The organism is Ureibacillus sp. FSL E2-3493, assembly GCF_038077515.1.
GTDB classification, from domain to species: Bacteria; Bacillota; Bacilli; order Bacillales_A; family Planococcaceae; genus Ureibacillus; species Ureibacillus halotolerans.
In genome coordinates this window covers 1,004,979-1,025,864 of sequence record NZ_JBBOPK010000001.1, presented here as the reverse complement: position 1 = coordinate 1,025,864, position 20,886 = coordinate 1,004,979, and the positions used below count along the sequence as shown (strand labels likewise).

General features: G+C 35.5%; 22 protein-coding genes and 1 other annotated feature. All 22 genes read right to left on the bottom strand.

What is annotated here, in order from left to right:
• Nucleotide 1: 1 nt before the first annotated feature.
• Entirely contained in the window at nt 2-877 is an 876-nt protein-coding gene (locus MHH69_RS05335) for an aspartate carbamoyltransferase catalytic subunit (protein ID WP_122970292.1), read from the bottom strand.
• Nucleotides 878-1,028: 151 nt separating this feature from the next.
• A complete protein-coding gene (locus MHH69_RS05330; RefSeq protein ID WP_122970291.1) occupies nt 1,029-2,318 on the bottom strand; it encodes a solute carrier family 23 protein in 1,290 nt (429 codons plus the stop codon).
• Nucleotides 2,319-2,337: 19 nt separating this feature from the next.
• Nucleotides 2,338-2,883: a bifunctional pyr operon transcriptional regulator/uracil phosphoribosyltransferase PyrR gene (pyrR, locus tag MHH69_RS05325; protein ID WP_122970290.1), complete on the bottom strand. Its 546-nt coding sequence runs from the start codon at nt 2,881-2,883 to the stop codon at nt 2,338-2,340.
• A 408-nt stretch (nt 2,884-3,291) separates the two neighbouring features.
• Entirely contained in the window at nt 3,292-4,206 is a 915-nt protein-coding gene (locus MHH69_RS05320) for an RluA family pseudouridine synthase (protein WP_122970289.1), read from the bottom strand.
• The gene (gene lspA, locus MHH69_RS05315; RefSeq protein WP_122970288.1) at nt 4,203-4,682 is read right to left on the bottom strand and encodes a signal peptidase II; all 480 of its coding nucleotides are present in this window, start codon (nt 4,680-4,682) and stop codon (nt 4,203-4,205) included. Before lspA ends, MHH69_RS05320 begins: the two co-directional genes overlap by 4 nt.
• 109 nt (nt 4,683-4,791) lie before the next feature.
• On the bottom strand, nt 4,792-7,551 hold the full coding sequence (gene ileS, locus MHH69_RS05310; RefSeq protein ID WP_341361859.1) for an isoleucine--tRNA ligase: 2,760 nt from the start codon (nt 7,549-7,551) through the stop codon (nt 4,792-4,794).
• 74 nt (nt 7,552-7,625) lie between these two features.
• Nucleotides 7,626-7,909: a binding site (T-box leader), on the bottom strand.
• 81 nt (nt 7,910-7,990) lie between these two features.
• Entirely contained in the window at nt 7,991-8,527 is a 537-nt protein-coding gene (locus MHH69_RS05305) for a DivIVA domain-containing protein (RefSeq protein ID WP_122970286.1), read from the bottom strand.
• 97 nt (nt 8,528-8,624) lie between these two features.
• Nucleotides 8,625-9,407, bottom strand: coding sequence for a YlmH family RNA-binding protein (locus MHH69_RS05300; RefSeq protein WP_122970285.1), 783 nt, complete (start codon nt 9,405-9,407; stop codon nt 8,625-8,627).
• A gap of 133 nt (nt 9,408-9,540) precedes the next feature.
• Nucleotides 9,541-9,822: a YggT family protein gene (locus tag MHH69_RS05295; RefSeq protein ID WP_122970284.1), complete on the bottom strand. Its 282-nt coding sequence runs from the start codon at nt 9,820-9,822 to the stop codon at nt 9,541-9,543.
• A 138-nt stretch (nt 9,823-9,960) separates the two neighbouring features.
• Complete coding sequence (locus MHH69_RS05290) at nt 9,961-10,437, bottom strand: cell division protein SepF (RefSeq protein WP_122970283.1); 477 nt, start codon at nt 10,435-10,437, stop codon at nt 9,961-9,963.
• A 16-nt stretch (nt 10,438-10,453) separates the two neighbouring features.
• A complete protein-coding gene (locus MHH69_RS05285; RefSeq protein ID WP_122970282.1) occupies nt 10,454-11,122 on the bottom strand; it encodes a YggS family pyridoxal phosphate-dependent enzyme in 669 nt (222 codons plus the stop codon).
• A gap of 76 nt (nt 11,123-11,198) precedes the next feature.
• A complete protein-coding gene (locus tag MHH69_RS05280; protein ID WP_341361858.1) occupies nt 11,199-11,435 on the bottom strand; it encodes a PRC-barrel domain-containing protein in 237 nt (78 codons plus the stop codon).
• Nucleotides 11,436-11,535: 100 nt separating this feature from the next.
• Nucleotides 11,536-12,318 (bottom strand): RNA polymerase sporulation sigma factor SigG, encoded by a 783-nt coding sequence (gene sigG, locus MHH69_RS05275; RefSeq protein WP_097072057.1) that lies wholly within the window; start codon nt 12,316-12,318, stop codon nt 11,536-11,538.
• 210 nt (nt 12,319-12,528) lie between these two features.
• On the bottom strand, nt 12,529-13,236 hold the full coding sequence (sigE, locus tag MHH69_RS05270; RefSeq protein ID WP_122970280.1) for an RNA polymerase sporulation sigma factor SigE: 708 nt from the start codon (nt 13,234-13,236) through the stop codon (nt 12,529-12,531).
• A 134-nt stretch (nt 13,237-13,370) separates the two neighbouring features.
• Nucleotides 13,371-14,195, bottom strand: coding sequence for a sigma-E processing peptidase SpoIIGA (locus tag MHH69_RS05265; RefSeq protein WP_122970279.1), 825 nt, complete (start codon nt 14,193-14,195; stop codon nt 13,371-13,373).
• A gap of 256 nt (nt 14,196-14,451) precedes the next feature.
• Nucleotides 14,452-15,621: a cell division protein FtsZ gene (gene ftsZ / locus MHH69_RS05260; RefSeq protein ID WP_341361857.1), complete on the bottom strand. Its 1,170-nt coding sequence runs from the start codon at nt 15,619-15,621 to the stop codon at nt 14,452-14,454.
• A gap of 33 nt (nt 15,622-15,654) precedes the next feature.
• On the bottom strand, nt 15,655-16,947 hold the full coding sequence (ftsA, locus tag MHH69_RS05255) for a cell division protein FtsA (RefSeq protein ID WP_122970277.1): 1,293 nt from the start codon (nt 16,945-16,947) through the stop codon (nt 15,655-15,657).
• Nucleotides 16,948-17,045: 98 nt separating this feature from the next.
• Nucleotides 17,046-17,414 carry a small basic family protein gene (locus tag MHH69_RS05250; RefSeq protein WP_122970276.1) on the bottom strand — a complete coding sequence of 123 codons (369 nt, stop codon included), beginning with the start codon at nt 17,412-17,414 and terminating at the stop codon, nt 17,046-17,048.
• A 7-nt stretch (nt 17,415-17,421) separates the two neighbouring features.
• A complete protein-coding gene (locus MHH69_RS05245) occupies nt 17,422-18,138 on the bottom strand; it encodes a DUF881 domain-containing protein (protein ID WP_341361856.1) in 717 nt (238 codons plus the stop codon).
• A 53-nt stretch (nt 18,139-18,191) separates the two neighbouring features.
• Nucleotides 18,192-18,902: a DUF881 domain-containing protein gene (locus tag MHH69_RS05240; protein ID WP_341361855.1), complete on the bottom strand. Its 711-nt coding sequence runs from the start codon at nt 18,900-18,902 to the stop codon at nt 18,192-18,194.
• Nucleotides 18,880-19,722, bottom strand: coding sequence for a cell division protein FtsQ/DivIB (locus tag MHH69_RS05235; RefSeq protein WP_341361854.1), 843 nt, complete (start codon nt 19,720-19,722; stop codon nt 18,880-18,882). Before MHH69_RS05235 ends, MHH69_RS05240 begins: the two co-directional genes overlap by 23 nt.
• A gap of 71 nt (nt 19,723-19,793) precedes the next feature.
• A complete protein-coding gene (locus MHH69_RS05230; RefSeq protein WP_445954576.1) occupies nt 19,794-20,885 on the bottom strand; it encodes an FtsW/RodA/SpoVE family cell cycle protein in 1,092 nt (363 codons plus the stop codon).
• Between the last annotated feature and the right edge of the window lies 1 nt (nt 20,886).

Genomic DNA, 20,886 nt, shown 5'->3' with positions numbered 1-20,886 from the left:
TTTATCTTCCTTTCAGAATCATTTCTAAAATCGCCATTCTCACATAAACGCCATTTCTTACTTGATCAAATATTCTAGAGCGATGACATTCGACTAATTCAGAAACAATTTCTACATCCCGATTAACAGGTGCCGGGTGCATAATGATTGCATTTTGCTTCATCTTCCCTTCCCGTTCAAAGGTCAAACCGTATTGCTCGTGGTAGCTTTCCTTTGAAAAGCTTTTATTGATTAAATGTCGTTCATGTTGAATTCGCAGTAGCATAATGACATCACTATCTTCTAAAAGGCCATCCCATGAGTGGTGGGCTTCAAATTCTCCTGCCCACTCCGGCGGACATAAAAACCGAACATTGACTCCTAACCGTTTTAAGGAGGTTGCGTTGGACCTTGCTACACGACTATGGGAAATATCACCGACAATCGTTACATTTAATCCTTCAAAGGATCCGAATTCCTTATAAATCGTATATAAATCTAATAGACTTTGAGAAGGATGTTGCCCTGCTCCGTCCCCTGCATTTATGACAGCCACTTCAATTCCTTCAAGTAATTCGTTGTAGTATTCATCTTCTTTTGCTCGTATAACAACAGCATCCAACCCAATCATCTCTAGCGTTTTCACAGTGTCATACATCGTTTCTCCCTTTAGAGCACTTGAAAAGCCTGCATCAAACGGAATGACCGTACATCCTACTTTTCTTTCAGCCATTTCAAAACTTGTTTTCGTTCTTGTACTTGGTTCGAAGAAAAGATTTGCTACGTTGTAAGATTTCGCTAATTTACTAGGCTCCCCTGCTTCAAATTGAGCTGCCCGTTCAATAATCGCCATAACATCTTCATTTGATAAATGTTCCATTGAAAGTAAATTTTTCATTGTCTTTTCCTCCAAATACACTTAATAAAAAGGCCTCGCAATCGTTTGCGAGGCTTAGGAGGTATGACAAGCTAAGGCTACGTTAAACAACGTACCTAGGTCTGTCTATTCCCCTTCTTTGCCTCTCTGGACAATTCATTAAAAGGTATCTTTATTCTTCTAAATTATTCACTTCTTTTTCTCTTCCCGGTAAAACAAGGTTTAATATAACCCCTACAATTGCAGCCAACGCCATCCCTTCAATGGCAAAGGATTCATTAAATCTTAGAGCCGCTCCTCCAATTCCTACTACTAAAATGACAGAGGCAATGACCATATTTCGGTTATTTCCGAAATCAATTTTGTTTTCAACAAGCATTCGTAACCCACTAGAAGCGATAATACCGAATAACAAAATGGAAATTCCACCAAGTACTGCTGTAGGAATCGTTTGTACTAATGCCATTGCTTTACCGAAGAAGGAGAACAGTATTGCTAATACCGCTGCACCTAAAATGACATACACGGAAAAGACTCTTGTTATTGCAAGCACACCAATGTTTTCACCATATGTCGTTTTCGGTGGACCGCCTAGAAAGGCACTAATAAATGTTCCTAATCCATCACCTAGTAAAGATCTATGCAAACCAGGTTCTTTTATATAATTTCGATTGACAACTTTACCTAAAACTAATTGGTGACCGATATGTTCTGAAATCGTTACAATAACAATTGGTACCATTGCAAGTAAAATCGGTGATGTAACATTGAAGTCATAATGTACACCTGGAATTAAGAAGTCTGGAACTTGAAAAAGTTTTGCATCTTTTACCGGTGTAAAGTCTACAATACCGATGATGGTTGAATATATGTAGCCAACGATTAACCCAAGGAGAATTGGCATCGTACTTAAAATATTTTTGAAATATACATTAAAGATAATCGCAGCGAATAAAGTAACCAAAGCTGCAGTAAAGTGTAGGAAACTATATTCTTCATTAACGTTCATCGCCATATCAACTGCTGTTCCTGCTAAACCAAGACCGATTACGATAATTACTGGCGCTACTACAATTGGTGGTAATAAACGCATGAGCCATTTATAACCTGTTTTCCAAATTAGCAGTGAAACGATTCCGTATACAATCCCAACCGCCATAGCTCCAATCATGGCATTACCCGGATGAACACTTTCTCCGTTTTCTATACCACCGGCTGCTATTAAAATCGGTGTAATGAAAGCAAAGGATGAACCTAAATAAGCTGGAACTTTAAATTGAGTTATTAATAAAAATACGATTGTTGCAATCCCGCTTGTTAGTAATGCAATGGAAGGACTTAACCCTACAAGTTGCGGTACTAAAATCGTTGATCCGAACATTGCAAACATATGTTGGAAACTAAGAGTAATAAGTTGTCCTGTTGTTGGTTTATCTTGGATGTCCAAAACTGCTTTTGACATGTTTATCCCCCACTGTCCTTTAATCTACTTTGTGTAGTGTTACATTATCTTCTCTATCAACCTCTGTTAAGCGAACGACGATTTTTTCTGAACTGGAAGTTGGAATGTTTTTCCCAACATAATCAGCTCGAATTGGTAATTCTCGGTGTCCTCTATCCACTAATACCGCAAGCTGAATTTGTGCAGGGCGTCCTAAATCCATAATCGCATCAAGGGCAGCTCGAACTGTCCGTCCTGTATAAAGCACATCATCAACAAGAACAATTTTTTGATTATTCACAACGTAGTCAATATCTACTTGTTGTACGAGGGCTTCCCCATTTTCATTTTTTGTCGATAAATCATCCCGATATAACGTAATGTCCAGTTCACCCGTCCGAATTGGTTTCCCTTCAATTTTTGTGATCTTTTCTGCAAGTCTTCGTGCTAAATAAGCACCACGTGTCTTAATACCAACTAAAATACATTCGTCGATTCCTTTGTTTCGTTCAATAATTTCGTGGGCAATTCTCGTCAATGCTCGATTCATTGAAGGTGCATCTAAAAGTTCTGTAATTTGTCCCATTTGAATTCCTCCTCCCATTCTTATTTCAAAAGCAGTATAAATAGCGTTCCATTTTCGTTAATGACTAAACAGAGAGTATACTTTAAGACATAAAAAAACCTCCTAAGCACCAGCTTAAGAGGTTGGATATACGTGTTGAAAAAACATGTTTGGACATTTTAATGGGTCAACAACATAGACACCATCGCCATTTTCCGTACTACGATTACAAGTCAATCAGTAGCAGTAAATGTCATCAAATTTCCATAACAATTCTACATGTACCTTCTCAGCCTCTCTGGACTGCCATTAAAGGTGAATATTTTATTTTTTAAGTTACTTTCCCATCACGGTGGGTTATTCACTGTTGTCAGTATAGACTTAAAACGACAGGAAGTCAACAACGTTTATTAAATTAATTACATAATGTTAAGCTTCTTTTCGTAGTTGTTCTAATAATTCCACATAATCTTGAGGAAGTGGAACTTCAAATTCTAAATATTCCTCTGTTGTCGGATGAACGAATCCTAAAACACCTGCATGAAGAACTTGTCCTCCAAAATCAATCGTTTTCTTTGGTCCATACTTAGGGTCCCCAACTAATGGGTAACCAATATAGTTCATGTGGACACGAATTTGATGGGTACGTCCCGTCTCTAAACGACATTCCACTAAAGTAAACTTTCCGCTAATACGTTCCTTTACATGGAAATGGGTAACAGCATGCTTGCCATTATCGACAATTGCTTGTTTTTGACGATCTTTCGGATCACGTCCAATCGGTGCATCAATCGTTCCTTTATCATGGGCAATATGGCCATGTACTAACGCTGTATACTTTCTTGTTACAGTTTTATTAACAAGTTGTTCCACTAAAGAATGATGGGCATGATCGTTTTTAGCAACCATTAATAATCCAGAAGTATCTTTGTCAATTCGATGAACAATACCTGGTCTTAGAACACCATTAATACCTGATAAATCTTTACAATGGTACATTAAGCCATTTACTAAAGTACCTGTCATATGTCCTGGAGCTGGATGTACGACCATCCCTTTAGGTTTATTTACGACAAGTACATCTTGATCTTCATAAATAATTTCTAAATGTAAATTTTCCGGAATTACTTCTAACGGTTCCGCTTCCGGGACATCCACTTCAATGATGTCTCCTTCTTTTACTTTATATTTCGCTTTTACTTCTTCACCATTTACTTTAACAATTCCATCTCCAACCCAAGTTGCCACTTGTGTTCTCGACCAATCTTCTTGAATGGTTGATAGCGCTTTATCAATACGTTCTCCTGCATTGTTTTCGTCTATTGTAATTGTTACAACTGTCATTCTTTCACCTTTTTCTTTTCATCCCGCTCTTCTTTGAGCATTACTAAAATAAGCATAATAACTGAAATTGTTAACGCTGCATCAGCAATGTTAAATATTGGGAAATCATAATTAATAATTGGAATAAGGATATCAACAAAATCGACAACTTCACCACGGAACAGTCGATCGATAAAATTCCCTAATGCGCCACCTAATAAAATCATAAGGCTAATGGCAAATAAAGGCTTCCCCTTCGCCTGTTTATGGAAATAATAAATAACACCTGCGATAACAACGAGCGTTACGATGATAAAAATCCACATTTGACCTTGTAGCATACCCCATGCGGCTCCACGGTTTCGATGGGAAAGAATCGCAAACCATGGGTCCCAAACAGAAATACGTTCACCATACTCCATATTTTTCACGATTAACCATTTAGTCCATTGATCTAATAACACAACAATTGCAGCTAAACTATAGTATTTATACACAGTATTCCCCCGTTTGCCAATAATCTTTACCAGAAAGTAATGTTATATTTCCTTTTACAATCAGTATAAAACAACCGCCCCCGGGAATCGAGAGCGGTGATTCATCTAATTAAACGTAATATTTTTCTACCACATCAGCACAACGGCTACATAATGTTGGATGGGATTCATTTTGACCAACTGTTTCCGAATAGGACCAGCAACGTTCACATTTTTCCCCTTCTGCTTTCTCCACTACAATAGCAGTTTTTTCAAGAACAAGGGCATTTTCAGGAGCACCTTCTTTATTTGCTACCACTTGAAGTTGAGAAACGATACAGCTTTGAGCAAAATCAATAGCTGGATCATTTAGAAGTTCAGTAATTTCATTATCGGCATAAATTGTTACTTTCGCTTCTAACGATTTACCAATTGTTTTTGCATTACGTGCTTCTTCAAGAGCTTTTAACACTTCATCGCGGATAGCAATTACTTTATCCCATTTTGCTCGGAGTTCTGTAAAGTTATTACGTTCATCAACCTCAGGGAAATCCGTTAATTGTACAGATACTTCCTCTTCATTTAAGTAAGACCATAATTCATCCGTTGTATGCGGAAGGATTGGTGTTAATACTTTAAGTAAAGTTAACAAAGTATCATACATAACCGTTTGCATTGCACGGCGATCTTTATTATCTTTTGCTTCAATATAAACAACGTCTTTAGCAACATCTAAATAGAATGCTGATAATTCAACCGCAACAAAGTTATTGATTGTATGGTAAACAGATGCGAATTCATAACGGTCATAAGCTTTACGCACTGCTTTTAAGACATCTTGTAAGCGCATATACATGTATTGGTCCATTTCCCGCAATTGTTCATACGCAACTCGATCTGTTTTTGGATCAAAATCAGATACGTTACCGTGTAGGAAACGAAGGGTATTACGAATTTTACGATACACTTCTGAAATTTGTTTTAACATATCCATCGAAATGCGAACATCACCAGTATAATCAACAGACGCTACCCATAAACGGAGGATGTCAGCACCATATTGATTCATCACTTTTTCAGGAATAATGACGTTTCCTAATGATTTACTCATTTTGCGACCTTCTCCATCTAATACAAAGCCGTGGGTTAATAACCCTTTGTAAGGTGCGTATCCGTTAATGGCAACAGAAGTGATTAATGATGAATTGAACCATCCACGGTGTTGGTCAGATCCTTCAAGATAAAGATCAGCCGGATATTTCATTCCTCTTTCTACAAGGACACCTTGGTGGGATGAACCGGAGTCAAACCATACATCCATAATATCGTTTTCTTTAGTAAATTTACCATTTGGACTACCTGGGTGAGTAAATCCTTCTGGTAGAAGGTCTTTTGCTTCCCTTTGGAACCAAATATTTGAACCATGCTCACGGAATAATTTTGAAACATGGGCAATCGTTTCTGGTGTAATAATTTCTTCTCCATTTTCAGCATAGAATACTGGAATTGGAACACCCCAAGCTCGTTGTCTTGAAATACACCAGTCTCCACGATCACGAAGCATATTGTAAAGACGTGTCTCACCCCAAGATGGTGTGAAAGCTGTTTCTTCAACTGCTTGTAATAATTCATCACGGAAAGCTTCTACCGAACAGAACCATTGTGGCGTAGCACGATAAATAACAGGTTTTTTTGTACGCCAGTCATGTGGGTAAGAATGGGTGATGAATGATAATTTTTCTAAAGCGCCTACTTCTTTTAATTTCTCTGTCATCACTTTGTTAGCATCATCATAAAATAACCCTTCGAATCCAGGGGCCTCATGAGTATAGCAACCTTGGTCGTTAATTGGGCTAAGTACATCTAAACCATATCTTTTCCCCACTAGGAAGTCATCTTCCCCGTGACCAGGAGCTGTATGAACACACCCAGTACCTGCTTCTGTCGTTACGTGGTCACCAACCATCACTAATGAATCGCGACCATAAATTGGATGTTTAGCCACAACATATTCAAGTTCTGCACCTTTTACTTCTTGAATTACTTCCGCATTTTCCCATTCTAAATTTTGGGAAACTGTTTCAAGTAAGTCTTTTGCGATAATGAATTTATTATCATTGACTGATACTACAACATACGTAATTTCAGCATTTAAAGAAATTCCTAAGTTCGCTGGAATCGTCCATGGTGTTGTCGTCCAAATAATAAATTTAGCATCTTGTGGTACAACACCTTTTGCATCTTTAATTTCAAAGCTTACATAAATAGATGGTGATTTAATATCTTTATATTCAATTTCCGCTTCTGCTAATGCTGATTCAGAAGAAGGGGACCAATAAACCGGTTTTAACCCTTTATAAATATATCCCTTTTCAGCCATTTTTCCGAACACTTCAATTTGACGTGATTCGAATTCTGGCTTCAATGTAATATAAGGGTCATTCCAATCACCACGAACTCCTAGACGTTTAAATTGAGTTTTTTGGTTTTCAATTTGTTCATAAGCGTATTTTTCACAAAGCTCACGGAATTCAGCAATTGTTAATTCTTTACGCTTTACTCCTTTATTTGTTAACGCTTGCTCAATTGGTAAACCGTGCGTATCCCAACCTGGAACATACGGTGCATGGTAACCAGTCATTGAACGATGGCGGGTAATCATATCTTTCAATACTTTATTTAAAGCATGACCGATGTGAATGTCACCATTTGCGTAGGGAGGTCCATCATGTAAAACGAAGTGAGGTCGATCTTTTGTCCGCTCATTTACTAGAGTGTTAATGTCCATTTCTTCCCATTTTTCTTGCATTTTTGGTTCATTAGCTGGTAAATTTCCGCGCATGGGGAAATCAGTTTTTGGCATTAGCAATGTATCTTTGTACTCTACCATAGTAAAATCCTCCTTTAATGTTTCCTTAAGTCTAATTGTTAAGCACCTAAAAAATAAAAAAAGCTTCACATCCCTGAAGGGACGAGAAGCTATTACTCGTGGTACCACCCTAATTTGCGGAAAACGAAATGGTTAACCGCCTCTTAGACACTGTAACGTCGTGTGAAACGAAATCACTTAATCAAAAATCGTCCACCTATTTTAATTATAGGTTAACGGGTGTGTTACCGTTCTAACACCTTTTCAGTGATTTAGCTCAGGAGTGATCTTCTTTTTTGAATGTTTCGTTCGAGCTTTCACCATCCTCGAATCGCTTTTATCCACTTTCAAAAAATACTGTCTCCTTCAACGCCCAAAATATCAATTTTTCATACTCGTGTATATCAGTATATGGAAATGAAGAAATTCAGTCAAGTAAATCGATGAAGATTGACAGAAATTAACCTTCCGTTGTTATTTCTAAATCATCATCTTCTTGTCGTGCATGGTTTTGGATTTCCGTTAACCCAATTTCATATTCTAATAAATGTTCCCAATCATCCGTGTTTAATAAATCTAATTGGGCTTCTACTAACATTTTGAAACGATTACGGAAAACTTTCGATTGTTTTTTCAACGCATCAATTTCAATAGCAATTTTACGAGCTTTTGATAATGCTTCATTTACAATTCGATCTGCATTTTTCTCAGCTTCTTTAATAATTAATTTTGCTTCTTGTTGTGAGTTACGACGAACTTCTTCAGCTGCTTCTTGTGCAACTACAATCGATTTTTGTAACGTTTCTTCAAGTGTATTGTAATGACTCATTTGCTCAGTCATTGTTTTTACTTTATTTTCTAATTCCTTCTTTTCACGAATAAGAATTTCATAATCTTTTATGATTTGATCTAAAAATTCATTCACTTCGTCTTCTGCATATCCTCTGAAGCCTCTAGTAAATTCTTTATTATGTATATCGAGAGGTGATAATGGCATTCGTCAACACTCCTTCTTCATTTAAATATATAAATCTATTATACAGCTTGTCGTTGAAACATGACATCAAAATTTCGTAATTTTTTACTTTAATCTACTATTTTTTCTCTAATCGGCCTATTTGAAGTCGAAGTTTATCCTTTTTCGTCCGTCCTTCAGACATTATCACTTTTAATCTGCCAAATCCACGAGCCGAAAGAATATCACCTTCTTGTACTTCAAAGGAAGCATCCTCTCTTATCGTCCAATTGACTTTAACTTTGCCTGCTTTAATTAAACTTTGAGATTTTTGTCTCGATATATTAAGAACTGTGGCAATAATAACGTCTAATCGCATAGAAGATACTGTATAGGTTTTATCGAACCATTCTTCTTCTAGTTTAATTAATTGATGAGAATCGATTTGTTCCAACTTCACTTTTGATTTACCAATAGAAGTTAAATTCACTAATACGTAATCTTGGACTTCTTTAGCGACTGCAAATTGAATTATATCCTCTTCAATCCGAATATCACCGAACTTACTACGTCCAATGCCTAACGATAATAAAGCTCCTAATACATCTGGATGTTTTAACTGAACAAACTTAGAAGGATAATTCACTGCAAAAAAGGAAATTTCAAAATCATTCTTCGTTGGTTGAAAATAATTGGGACAAATAAAAAGTCTTTGTCTTTCTGCTTCATCAAACCCTCCAAAATGTTGAACGGATAGTTCGTTATTTTGACCAACAATAGAAGAAACAATAAATCTTTCCCGAGGATCAAGAAAATCCGTTAATTTTGGTGCAAATCGATCTTCTACCTCCCTTTGCCACCCGATGACTTTTTCGATGAAAGTTTGTTCGTCTTTTCTAAAATGTTGAATTAAATGCTCCATTTTCTCAGCTCACTTTGAATAACTATATATTTATATACTGCCCAATTTATCGTATTAAAAAAGGGACGTTTCAAAATTGTTGGAAACGTCTCCTTAAATATCGAAAGAATGACTTCTTTTTTTAGTATTTGACTTAAGTTAACATGTTATATAGATTGAAAACGACAATTTTTATCCCACGTTCGATGAAAGTCAGTAATAAAATCGCAATAATAGGCGAAAAATCAATCATACCGATAGGTGGGATGAATTTTCTAAAGAAACCTAAATATGGTTCACATAATTTTGCAAGAAGTCGTCCAAAGGCCGAACCTTGTGCGGCCGGAACCCAAGACATTAAAATGTAAATGATAAGCATAAACGAATAAATCGAAAAGGCCATTGTAATAACTGTACTGATTGAATAGATCATCATATAAATTAATTACCCTCTCTAAATTAAAGTTCCTCTTGTAGCAAAGTAGCCTTTATAAAAAGTTAGTATGTACCTATAGAAATAAAATACTTCTACATTGCTTGAGGGTCACTTCATCCCCCATTTAGGGGAATGAAGTTAAAATTCCTCATATAAATAATTTGATATTTCCCCAGATACTTCCACATTATCCGGTGTACATAAGAAAATATCTGTACCGATACGTTGAATATCTCCACCTAGAGCATAAACCGTACCGCTTAGGAAATCGATAATACGAATTCCCGCTTCACGATCGATGCGCTGTAGATTTACGATAATTGCCCGTTTATTTTTCAAATGCTCAGAAATATCTTGCGCCTCTGCATATACACGTGGCTCAACAATTACAACTTTTGAATTTTTTAGTGAGTTTGCCGCCTGTAAGCTGACAACATTGCGTGGTTGTGACTGTTGGGGTTCAACCTCAGCAAGCTTTCTTTCCTTTTTAGGTCGTGACTTTACAACGGGTTGCTCTTTAGAAATATGAACTGGTTTACTTGATGCTTCGATTTCTACTGATTCATCTTCTTCTTCTAAATAAAAGAAATTTTTAATTTTATTTTTCATACTCATCTAGTATCCCTCATTTCTATCCAACAAGAGCTGTTCCTATTCTTACAAACGTTGCACCTTCTTCTACTGCAATGTCGAAATCATTTGACATCCCCATTGACAGTTCTTGGCAAGGTGCAAAGGGCAAGTTCAACTCAACAACGTCCTGCTGTAATTTTTTTAGTTCACGAAATACATGGCGAATAATCGTTTCATCTTCTGTATTTGGAGCCATCGTCATTAATCCAACTACTTGAATTTTATCGAATTGTTGTAAAGATTGAATGAATGGAATAACTTCTTCCTTCGATAATCCATGTTTCGTTTGTTCTCCTGAAACGTTAACCTGTACAAAACATTTTATCGTTTTTTCAGCCCGTTTATTAATTTCTTCCGCTAGACTAAAACGATCCAATGAATGTAAGTAGTCGATTTCATTTATCACTTGTTTCACTTTTCTTGATTGTAATGACCCGATGTAATGCCATATCGCTTGATTATTCATTTCGCCCTTTTTACTTAATAATCCTTCTGGACGATTTTCACCTAAATGATTTAATCCAGCTTCAACGGCTTCAACCGCTCTTTCTGTAGACACTTGTTTCGTTACAGCAATAATCGTTACATCTTGTGTCGCTTGTGTGCGTTTTTTGGCTTCATCAATTTTTTTCGATATAGTATTTAAATTATCAATTATTCTTGCCATTTTAAACCCAACTTTACATCAATAGTTTCCTTCATTGTATCAATCTAGTAAGTAATTTTCAATGAATAGTACTGCTTTAACTATCTTCACGCACTAAAATAACATCTTTCCCTACGACGAGAATATCAGTAATTGGTACTTTTCTTACATGTTCTTCATTTTGCATAAAAGACATAAACTTTTTAGGCTCTGCAACGAGAAAAGCAATAATACTTCCTGTCTTTTCGCAAACTTCCGCATCAATGATATATCCGATAAATCTTCCATTCCCCGCTTCTATAATTTCCTTTTGTTGTACATCTGAAAATCGCAAGAAAATCTCCTTTCCTCTACTTTTTAATGGGATGAAATTATATAAATTCTCTTTTCTACTTAAAAATAAAAACGCACTTAAAATAAGTGCGCTGCATTTGTTATCCTAGTTTATAGTCTTTTTGCATTGTCTCAATGGCATTTTTCTCTAATCTCGAAATTTGCGCTTGAGAAATACCGAGTGATTTTGCAATTTCAGTTTGTGTTTCGCCATAATAGAATCGTTTAGATAGAATCATTTGTTGTCGTTCGTCTAATTTTTGCATACTTTCTTTTACACTAACATACGCAACCCATTGGTCTTCCGACACATCATCATCTCTTAATTGATCCATAATATATACTGCATCACCGCCATCTGAATAAATAGGCTCCTGTAAGGATAAAGGATCCTGAATGGCATCTAATGCATATAATACATCTTCTTTTTTCATTTCAATTGCTTCAGCTAACTGTTCGATTGTCGGTTCATATAAATTTTCCGAAATAAATTTTTCCTTTGCCTGCATTGCTTTATAAGCAATGTCTCTTAATGATCTAGATACTCTTAATGCGTGATGATCTCGTAAATGTCTTCGAATTTCACCAATGATCATCGGTACAGCATATGTTGAAAAACGCACATTATGCTTCAAATCGAAATGATCTATAGCTTTTAATAATCCGATGCATCCTACTTGGAAAAGGTCATCTGCTTGTTCACCACGATAAGAAAATCTACCGACAATACTTAATACAAGCCTTAAATTACAAATAACAAGTTCATCTCTTACCCATTCTTCTCCTGACTGTAAGCGAACGAACAGCTCTCTCATCTCTTCATGTTTTAGCACTGGCAAAGAAGCAGTATCTACACCACAAAGTTCTACTTTTGTACGAACCATCTTCTTTTCCTCCGAACTGTCTGTTTTTTATCTCTGAACTGTTTTTTAAGTTTGTCCGGAAAAAAGAAGAATATGCACAAAATCCTTGTCCAATTTCATCCAATCAATTAGAGAAAGGAGCGTTCTAATTTGAACTTCATACGTTGTTCAATTACTTCGAAATAGCTTCATTCGCATATTTAACAGAAGAAAATGTAGGCCAATATGAGCTTATGAAATTGGTTGGTTTAAATGTTCTCGAAGATCTAATATAATTTTCTTTTCTAATCTTGATATATAGGATTGGGAAATTCCTAAATGGTCAGCCACTTCTTTTTGCGTCATTTCTTGCTTTCCATTTAAGCCAAAACGGCATTCCATAATATATCTTTCCCTTTCACTTAAGCCATTAATTGCTTGAAACATATGTTGCCGTTCGATTTTCTTTTCAACATCATTCATAATAATTTGTTCTTCCGTTCCTAATATATCTGAAAGGAGTAATTCATTTCCGTCAGGATCTGAATTCAAAGGTTCATCTAACGAAACTTCTCCCTTCATGCGGCTCGTCTTTCTTAAATGCATTAAAATTTCATTTTCAATACATCTAGAAGCATAAGTCGCTAATTTTATATTCTTTTCTGTATTAAATGTTTCAATTGCTTTAATTAAGCCAATGGATCCAATACTAATTAAATCCTCTATAGGCGTACCAGTATTATCGAATCGTCTTGCAATATAAACAACAAGACGTAAATTTCTTTCAATTAGTGTGTCTCTTGCTCTCAAATCACCATTCATAAAGGCTTCAATAACTGTCATCTCTTCTTCTCTAGTTAATGGTACTGGCAATGAATCGTGCCCTCCTATATAGTAAGTTCCTTTGAGTCGAAACTTACTCCAAATTTTTCTAAATAAGTCGATTAATTTATTAAACAATCATTTTCCCCCTTTATGTGTAAATTTGATGAATACGAATACGCTTATATTCGCTGTCCAGATTAGTTGCCTTCAAGTAATCTGTGACATCCGTCGGAGCATTTACTACTATGAAACTTTTAAAAAACAAGTAGTTATAGTGCCAAAACGTGAAGAATCATTTGTGCGTCTTGAGGATACCTCGCATCATTTCTAGTTAAAACAACATATTGATCAACAATTTCCTTTGAAACACTACCACTAATTTTTAATTTATCAAATCGGAAGGCAAGTACTAATGAACGTTCTTGTTGGACTGTCGATAAAGAAAGCACCCGCACTTTTGGATAAACGTAAGTAGGAAACATTTTTAATTGATAAGGGTTTTTATCATCCCACGTAAGTAATGCTTCTTGGAAATCACTCGGGAGCTCCTTACTTATTGCTGTATAGGAGAGAAAATGAACCGGTTTTCCACTAATTGGTTCAATACATTCGTTTCCCGTATCAATAAAACCCTTTAAACGATATGTTTTTTTAAATAGCTCAAGGTCACAATCCACTACAAATGAATGTTGAATTTTTTCTTGCATCATATTTCTCCACTTTGTGTGAATCGTTGTTAAACTTAAAAAGGCGATGGCTATGCATAAAATAAAAAAAGCAACCTCGGATTGATTTAGTAAAAAAGGAAGTAGGCTTGTTAAAACACCACCAAGAAAGAAAGTAGTAATAAATAAGACTGTTCCTTGTTTTAACAACGATTGGAGTCGAAAAGAAAATGCAAGTCCAATTAATACAATGAAACTTAGTACAGCTCCAAATAACGTTTGATAAAAAATTGCTGCGATGAATCCACTACAAAACGCACTAAGGAGCAATCTACTCCTTTTTACATACAATCCCGTTATTTCTTGTGTGAACTTTAATAAAAAATAGTTAAACAACGTATTGTATAGTATGAGTAATTCTCCAATCATTTCAGCGTCCTCCTAAAAATAGATTACCATTCGTCTGTTAAAGAAAATGTCAAAACATTGTATGAAATCTAAATTTCTTTTTGACAAAATTTTCGATTAAAGGAGAAAATATGACACGAAAAACAGAAACGTTTTAATTATTAAAATTCCTTTAATCATTGGTAATAAAGGAATGAAAGAAAATATCATGAAGTATTTTTACATAAAAAAAGGAGACTCATAAACTATGAGTCTCCTTTTTGTCGAATTATGTTCATTACCCTCTATTTCGACGATTTCGTAAAAATGTCGGAATGTCTAATAAATCATCTAATTGCTGAGCCTGTCTTTGTGGTTCATGTTGTACATTTTGTTGTTGTTGCTGTTGTTCTTGTACTCGTTCACGAATTGGTACTTGCGGTTGCTGTGTTTGTCCACCACGTACAGTTCCCATCGGACGAGAATTTTGTTGACGTTGCTGTTGTGAAATTACATCTTCAGAAAAACCAGTTGCGATTACTGTTACGATAATTTCATCATTTAAGTTTTCGTTAATAACCGAACCGAAAATCATATTCACTTCTTCATCAGATGCAGAAGCGACAATATCAGCAGCCTCTTGAACTTCAAATAAACTTAAGTTAGAGCCACCTGTAATATTCATAATAACACCTTTAGCTCCATCAATTGAAGTCTCAAGAAGTGGACTTGAAATTGCTTTTTTAGCTGCTTCCGTTGCACGATTTTCACCTGTTGCAATCCCGATTCCCATAAGAGCAGAACCTTTGTCAGACATTATCGTTTTAACGTCAGCAAAGTCTAGGTTAATAAGACCTGGTGTTGCGATAAGATCGGATATACCTTGTACACCTTGACGTAATACATTATCTGCTTCACGGAAAGCTTCAAGCATTGGTGTACTTTTATCAACAATTTGTAATAATTTATCATTCGGAATGACGATTAAAGTATCAACAGCTTCTTTCATTGCTGCAATACCACCAATTGCTTGAGTTTGACGTTTACGGCCTTCAAAGGAAAAAGGACGTGTTACGACACCTACAGTTAATGCTCCTAAATCACGGGCAATAGAAGCAATAACAGGAGCCGCACCTGTACCAGTTCCTCCACCCATACCAGCAGTTACGAACACCATATCTGCGCCACGTAGAACTTCTTCAATTTGTTCGCGACTTTCTTCTGCTGCTTTTTTTCCTACTTCCGGGTTAGCACCTGCACCTAGCCCTCTTGTTAACTTGTTACCAATCTGTAATTTATATTCAGCTTTTGATAGATTTAAAGCTTGTGCATCTGTATTTACAGCGATAAAATCCACGCCTTGTACACCGTGCTCAATCATTCTATTTACTGCATTGTTACCGCCACCACCAACACCAATGACTTTGATGTTAGCCAGTTGGTCTATACTCGTATCAAATTCTAACATAGTTTCTCCTCCTGCCACATTTATCTCGAAATATTATTCAAAGAACTTATCAAATAGTTTCTTAGCTTTATTGATTACGCTTGTTTTATTCGTACTGTTGCTTACTTTTTCCGGTGCGTTTGATTGTTTTTTAGGAGGTGTTGATCCGACACCAGTTGTTGCTAATGCAGGTGTCTGATTTGTACTTCGACCATAAAACTCATCATCTAAATGCGCATATCGTATTAAACCAACAGCAGTTGTATAAGCAGGTTCTCGAACTCCTATATAGTCTGGAGTATAAATTCTTACACGTGTTTGCATAATTTGTCTAGCAAGCTGTGCAATACCTTCTAATTGAGCAACGCCACCTGTAAGGACTACTCCACCTGGTAAGTCACGAACTCCTAATCGAGCTAATTCATCTAAAACGAGTTCGAATAACTCTTCAAGACGTACTCCGATCACTTCGGAAATAAATTTTTGACTATATTGATCCATTGCATCTGTACCTGATACCGGAACTTCAAAAATTTCTTCATCCGAAGCATCATCGTAAAATGCATGTCCAAACTGTTTTTTTATTATTTCGGCTTGTTCTGTTGGGGTTTTTAATACTATTGATAAATCTTTAGTTAAATGTTCGCCACCGACTGGAATTACTCCTGTTCTAGTCAGCAAACCATCTTCAAAAACCGCAACTGTTGTAGAGCCTCCCCCTATATCAATATAGGCAGTTCCTTGATTTTTCTCATCTTCAGTAAGTGCGAAAAATCCTGCTGCTAATGGTTGTAAATAAATTTCCCTTATTTGTAACCCAGCACGCTCTACACAGCGAAGTACATTGTGTACTAATGTCTTTGAAGTTGTAATCATTGTAGCATCCATTTCTAAACGAATACCAATCATACCTCGAGGGTCTTTGATTTCATCTAGATTATCTACAATAAATTGACGTGGAATTAAGTTAACAAGTTCTCTCTCTGGTGGAATTGACATCACTTGTGCGGATTCAATTACTCTTTCTAAATCTTCATCTGTAATTTCACGGTTTTCACTATTGACTGCAACAACCCCTTTCACAGGTTGAAGAGTCGTTTGATTTGCAGGAATACCGAGCACCACTTCATCTATTTTGATGCCAGTCATTCTTTCTGCTTGATCTACGGCTTTTTTAATTGATTGTACGGTTGCATCTATATCAACAATAGCACCTTTACGGATACCGTTTGATTTTACATTACCTACACCAATCACATGTAATTGATTGTCAGTAATATCTCCTATCAAAACTTTAATAGAGGATGAACCAATATCGAGTGAAATATAAATATCTTGGTGATTCATCATTCCGCACCTCCTTCGTTTACTACTATATTTTATTCTATTGTAATTCCCAGCTATTGTCTAAATAATTCCGTGTATACTCTTTAATTTTACAGCTATTATACTGTATTTTCATCCTTTTTTATATGTCTCTCTTCCCATTTTGTTATCAAAATCCGTCGAATTACTGCAATATTTTGGAATAATCGAACACCAAAGGCGAAAATGGCTGCTAAATATAAGTCTACGCCTAGATGAACACCTAAAAATGCTAATCCAGCAGCTAAAGCGATATTAAAGAAGAAACCGGATAAAAATACTTTATCATCATAAACTTGTTGTAAATTTGCACGGATTCCACCAAAAATTGTATCAAGGGCTGCAAGCACAGCAATGGATAAATAATTTTCATAGACTGTAGGAATTTGAATATCCGCTAATAACCCTAATCCTAGACCTAAAATTAATCCTAATAATGGTAACCACATACTTTCTTTATTCCCCTTTATTGTCTTCAACTATATATTGACTTGATAATTTCCCGTCATAGGGAGCAATAGTAATGTCTGATTGTGCTTTATTAATCGTTAAATTTAAATTATCCAAGTAAAAATCATCTTTGAATGTTGAAGCAAATAAATAACCATAAAGTTTTTCGGCTTTCTCATAAGAATCGGTGATTACCTTCATTTCAACTTCAGTATCAATAGGAACACTATTCACCGTCGTGTCTCCATTAATTTCGCGGATTGCTGAAGTATGGGTAAGTCGTTGTCCATCGATTTCCACGTAAAGACCATTATAATGATAAATTTCGTTTACTAAGCGAATTAAAAGGTCCGGTGATATATTTTCAATGGAATAACCGGAATTTATAAGCTCAATCGCCGGTGATATATTTAAAATTACACCCGGTCCAGTGACAGATGTAAGTCCAACCTGTTCATTTAGATCTTCCACTGTATTTTCTAAAAGATCGGCTTGTTGTTCTTTTTCATTATTTTCATATTCCTCAATCAAATCGTTGTAGCTTTCGATTTCGGATAACAATTCCGAATGACGTTTTTTTTCTTCAGATAATTCTTGTCTTATTGCCCAAATGTCTCGTGTATCTCTCGTTGTTGGATTTTGTACTGTATTGTATTGAACAGCAATCATCAAACCTACAATAAATGATACAATCGTTATTCGGGTAACTATTTTTTTATTCAATCGTTTCCCCTCCTAAACAATTCTCTTATTTTTAGGCTTGTCCCCGAATAATACTATATTTCATTATTAATGGAAGACATTTGGATCCGATCGCTTTGTTCCATTGTTACGACAATATTATCCATCAATAATTGATCGAAAACACCACCAACAATTTTTAAAGAAGCCATTAAAGTTTCAGCATTTCCAATTGCTTCTATAACAAATGGTGCTGGAAATTGGTGACCGTCAATTGTTATGACTGGTCCATTACATTTAATATAGGAATTGGACTTTAATCTTTGGCCATTAATGGAAATAGCCTCCGCGCCAGAAATTTTCAATTCATTAATCACTGATAAAACATGACTTTCATGAACAATATAGTCATTTGGATTAGTAGAATTTGGATCGTATACGTTATCTTTTAACGTTACTTTAATGCCTTCCCCTTTAACTGGTATCAAGCCCAGTTGCAATCGAAGTTTTTCAGCATCTTCTATTAAATCCTCATATTGGTCTTCATTTTTAGCAATGCTTTTTTCATAGTCTCTAATTTGATTTTGCAAATCGTTTAATTCTTCAGCCAGCTCTTTATTTCTTTCCTGTTGTTCAATCAGGTCTTCCCGGTAGGATTCTTCTTGATCTACATATGAATTGTTCATTTTTGCTTTATCTTTTGTCAAATTATAGGAATAGCCAATAATAAATCCTGTTGCGATACATACAATGAGTACGATGAACTGCTTTTTTGTAAATTTATTATTGTGAAGTGGTTTCTTCATCCGCCATCACTTCCTGTTCTTCGATATCTTGTCCTTCTGTCCCATCGATATCAAAGTCAAATTGAGCATATTCATCTTGATAGGATTTGTAATATGAACCAACTTCAATATCTATTATGCCCTTTTCAAATTGGCCAGCCCCTTCAATTTGTGCAACAATCGAAGGATAATAATTTAATTTTTTCGCTAGAGATGTAATTTCAGCTCTAACTTCGTAACCATCATTCATATAGAGGGTAATAGCATAAGGATCAGCACTCGAAGGCGTTGAATTGATTTGAGAAATTAACGAAAGAACTGTGGGGTCTAACTTTGAAAGCTCAACTAACAATTTTTTTCGTAACTTTTCATCTTCAAAATTTAAAAATAATGGAGCATCAATTGGACCTGAAAAACTTGATTCTTTGAAAATTTCTCCATTTTCCAACATCGGGTACAGATCATTATCTATTGAAATATAGGCGACCTTCTCATATTCTTCAACTTCAATTTCAACAGAGGAAAGCCATTTTCTTTTTACATTCACATCTTTTACCCAGTATTCTTCAAGAATCTTCTCCTCAACATCACTTGTTTTAAAGCCCCACAACGAGTCTCCAGCTTTTAAATCCGATTGTTTTAAATACACATCTTCCTCTACTAATTCGGACCCGGTAATATTAATATTCTTAATATCACTATAGGAAGATTGAAAGTAAAGGAGTAAAAATAATGTTAAAAAGAACAATAAAAGTAGTGTGATAAATTTTTTATTTGTTCTCTTTCTACGTTTTTCTCGTAATGTTGGGATGCGTTCTTCTATGTCAATGACTTTATCCATAATTTTTACTCCCCCTCTCCTTTTCCCATTTATATCCATCGCCTCATTATAAGTCAATCTGTTTAAAAGACTTATTCTTTATAAACTTCTGATTGATTTGAGAAACAAACGACAATGGCTACAACAAACCAGATAATCATGAGTGACGTCCCACCATAACTAATAAACGGTAATGTCACCCCTGTTACAGGGATAAGACCAATGACAACGCCGATATTTAATGCAGCTTGAAACCCAACCATCCCTACTAAAGCTGAAATAGCATAAAAGTCGGAACTTCTTACAGTTTGAATGGCCAGTCCACAACCGGAATAAATGAAAATTCCAAATAACACTAAAACGAAACAACCGCCTAGAAACCCAATTTCCTCCAATATGATGGAGAAAATAAAATCATTTTGTGGCTCTGGTAAATATAAAAATTTTTGACGGCTTTCTTGAAACCCATGTCCAAGTATTCCTGCTGGTCCGATTGCGAGCAAAGATTGAACAGCTTGGAAGCCACTTCCTAAAGGATCTTCCCAAGGATTTATAAAGGCTTCGATTCTTTTTAATCGATAGGGGGCAGAGGCTATTAAACCAATTAACCCAACAACTCCTAGTACAATAAATCCAACGTATAATTTAATAGGGTATCTGGCGATAAACAATAAAATAAATGCAGATACAACTAAAATAAATACGGAACCAAAATCAGGCTGTAACATGATTAATGCACAAGGAAGAATAATGATTAAAAAGTGCTTTATTTGAACAACTCTCTCACTGTTTTTTACTTTACTCAATAAAAAACTTAAATACATTAATGTTGTAATTTTAACTAACTCAGCAGGTTGAATAGTTAAAGGACCAAGCCCTATCCAGCTACGTGAACCGTTTCGAACAATACCAATCCCAGGGATTAAAACAAGTACTAATAAAATTAAAGATAGTACATATAGAGTAATCCATGTTTTTTCACGAGTAAAAACCGGCATATTTGCTACAAATATAAAGACGATAATCGCAAGCAAAAGATACATACTTTGTTTAATATAAAACGGCAATTCGCCTTCATAATGAATAGAACTCCAATATGTACCGGCAGAAAAAATAAACACAATTCCTATTAATGACAACAAGAAAGCAGAAATAATGAAGAGCCTCTTATAAGTAAATTTCAGT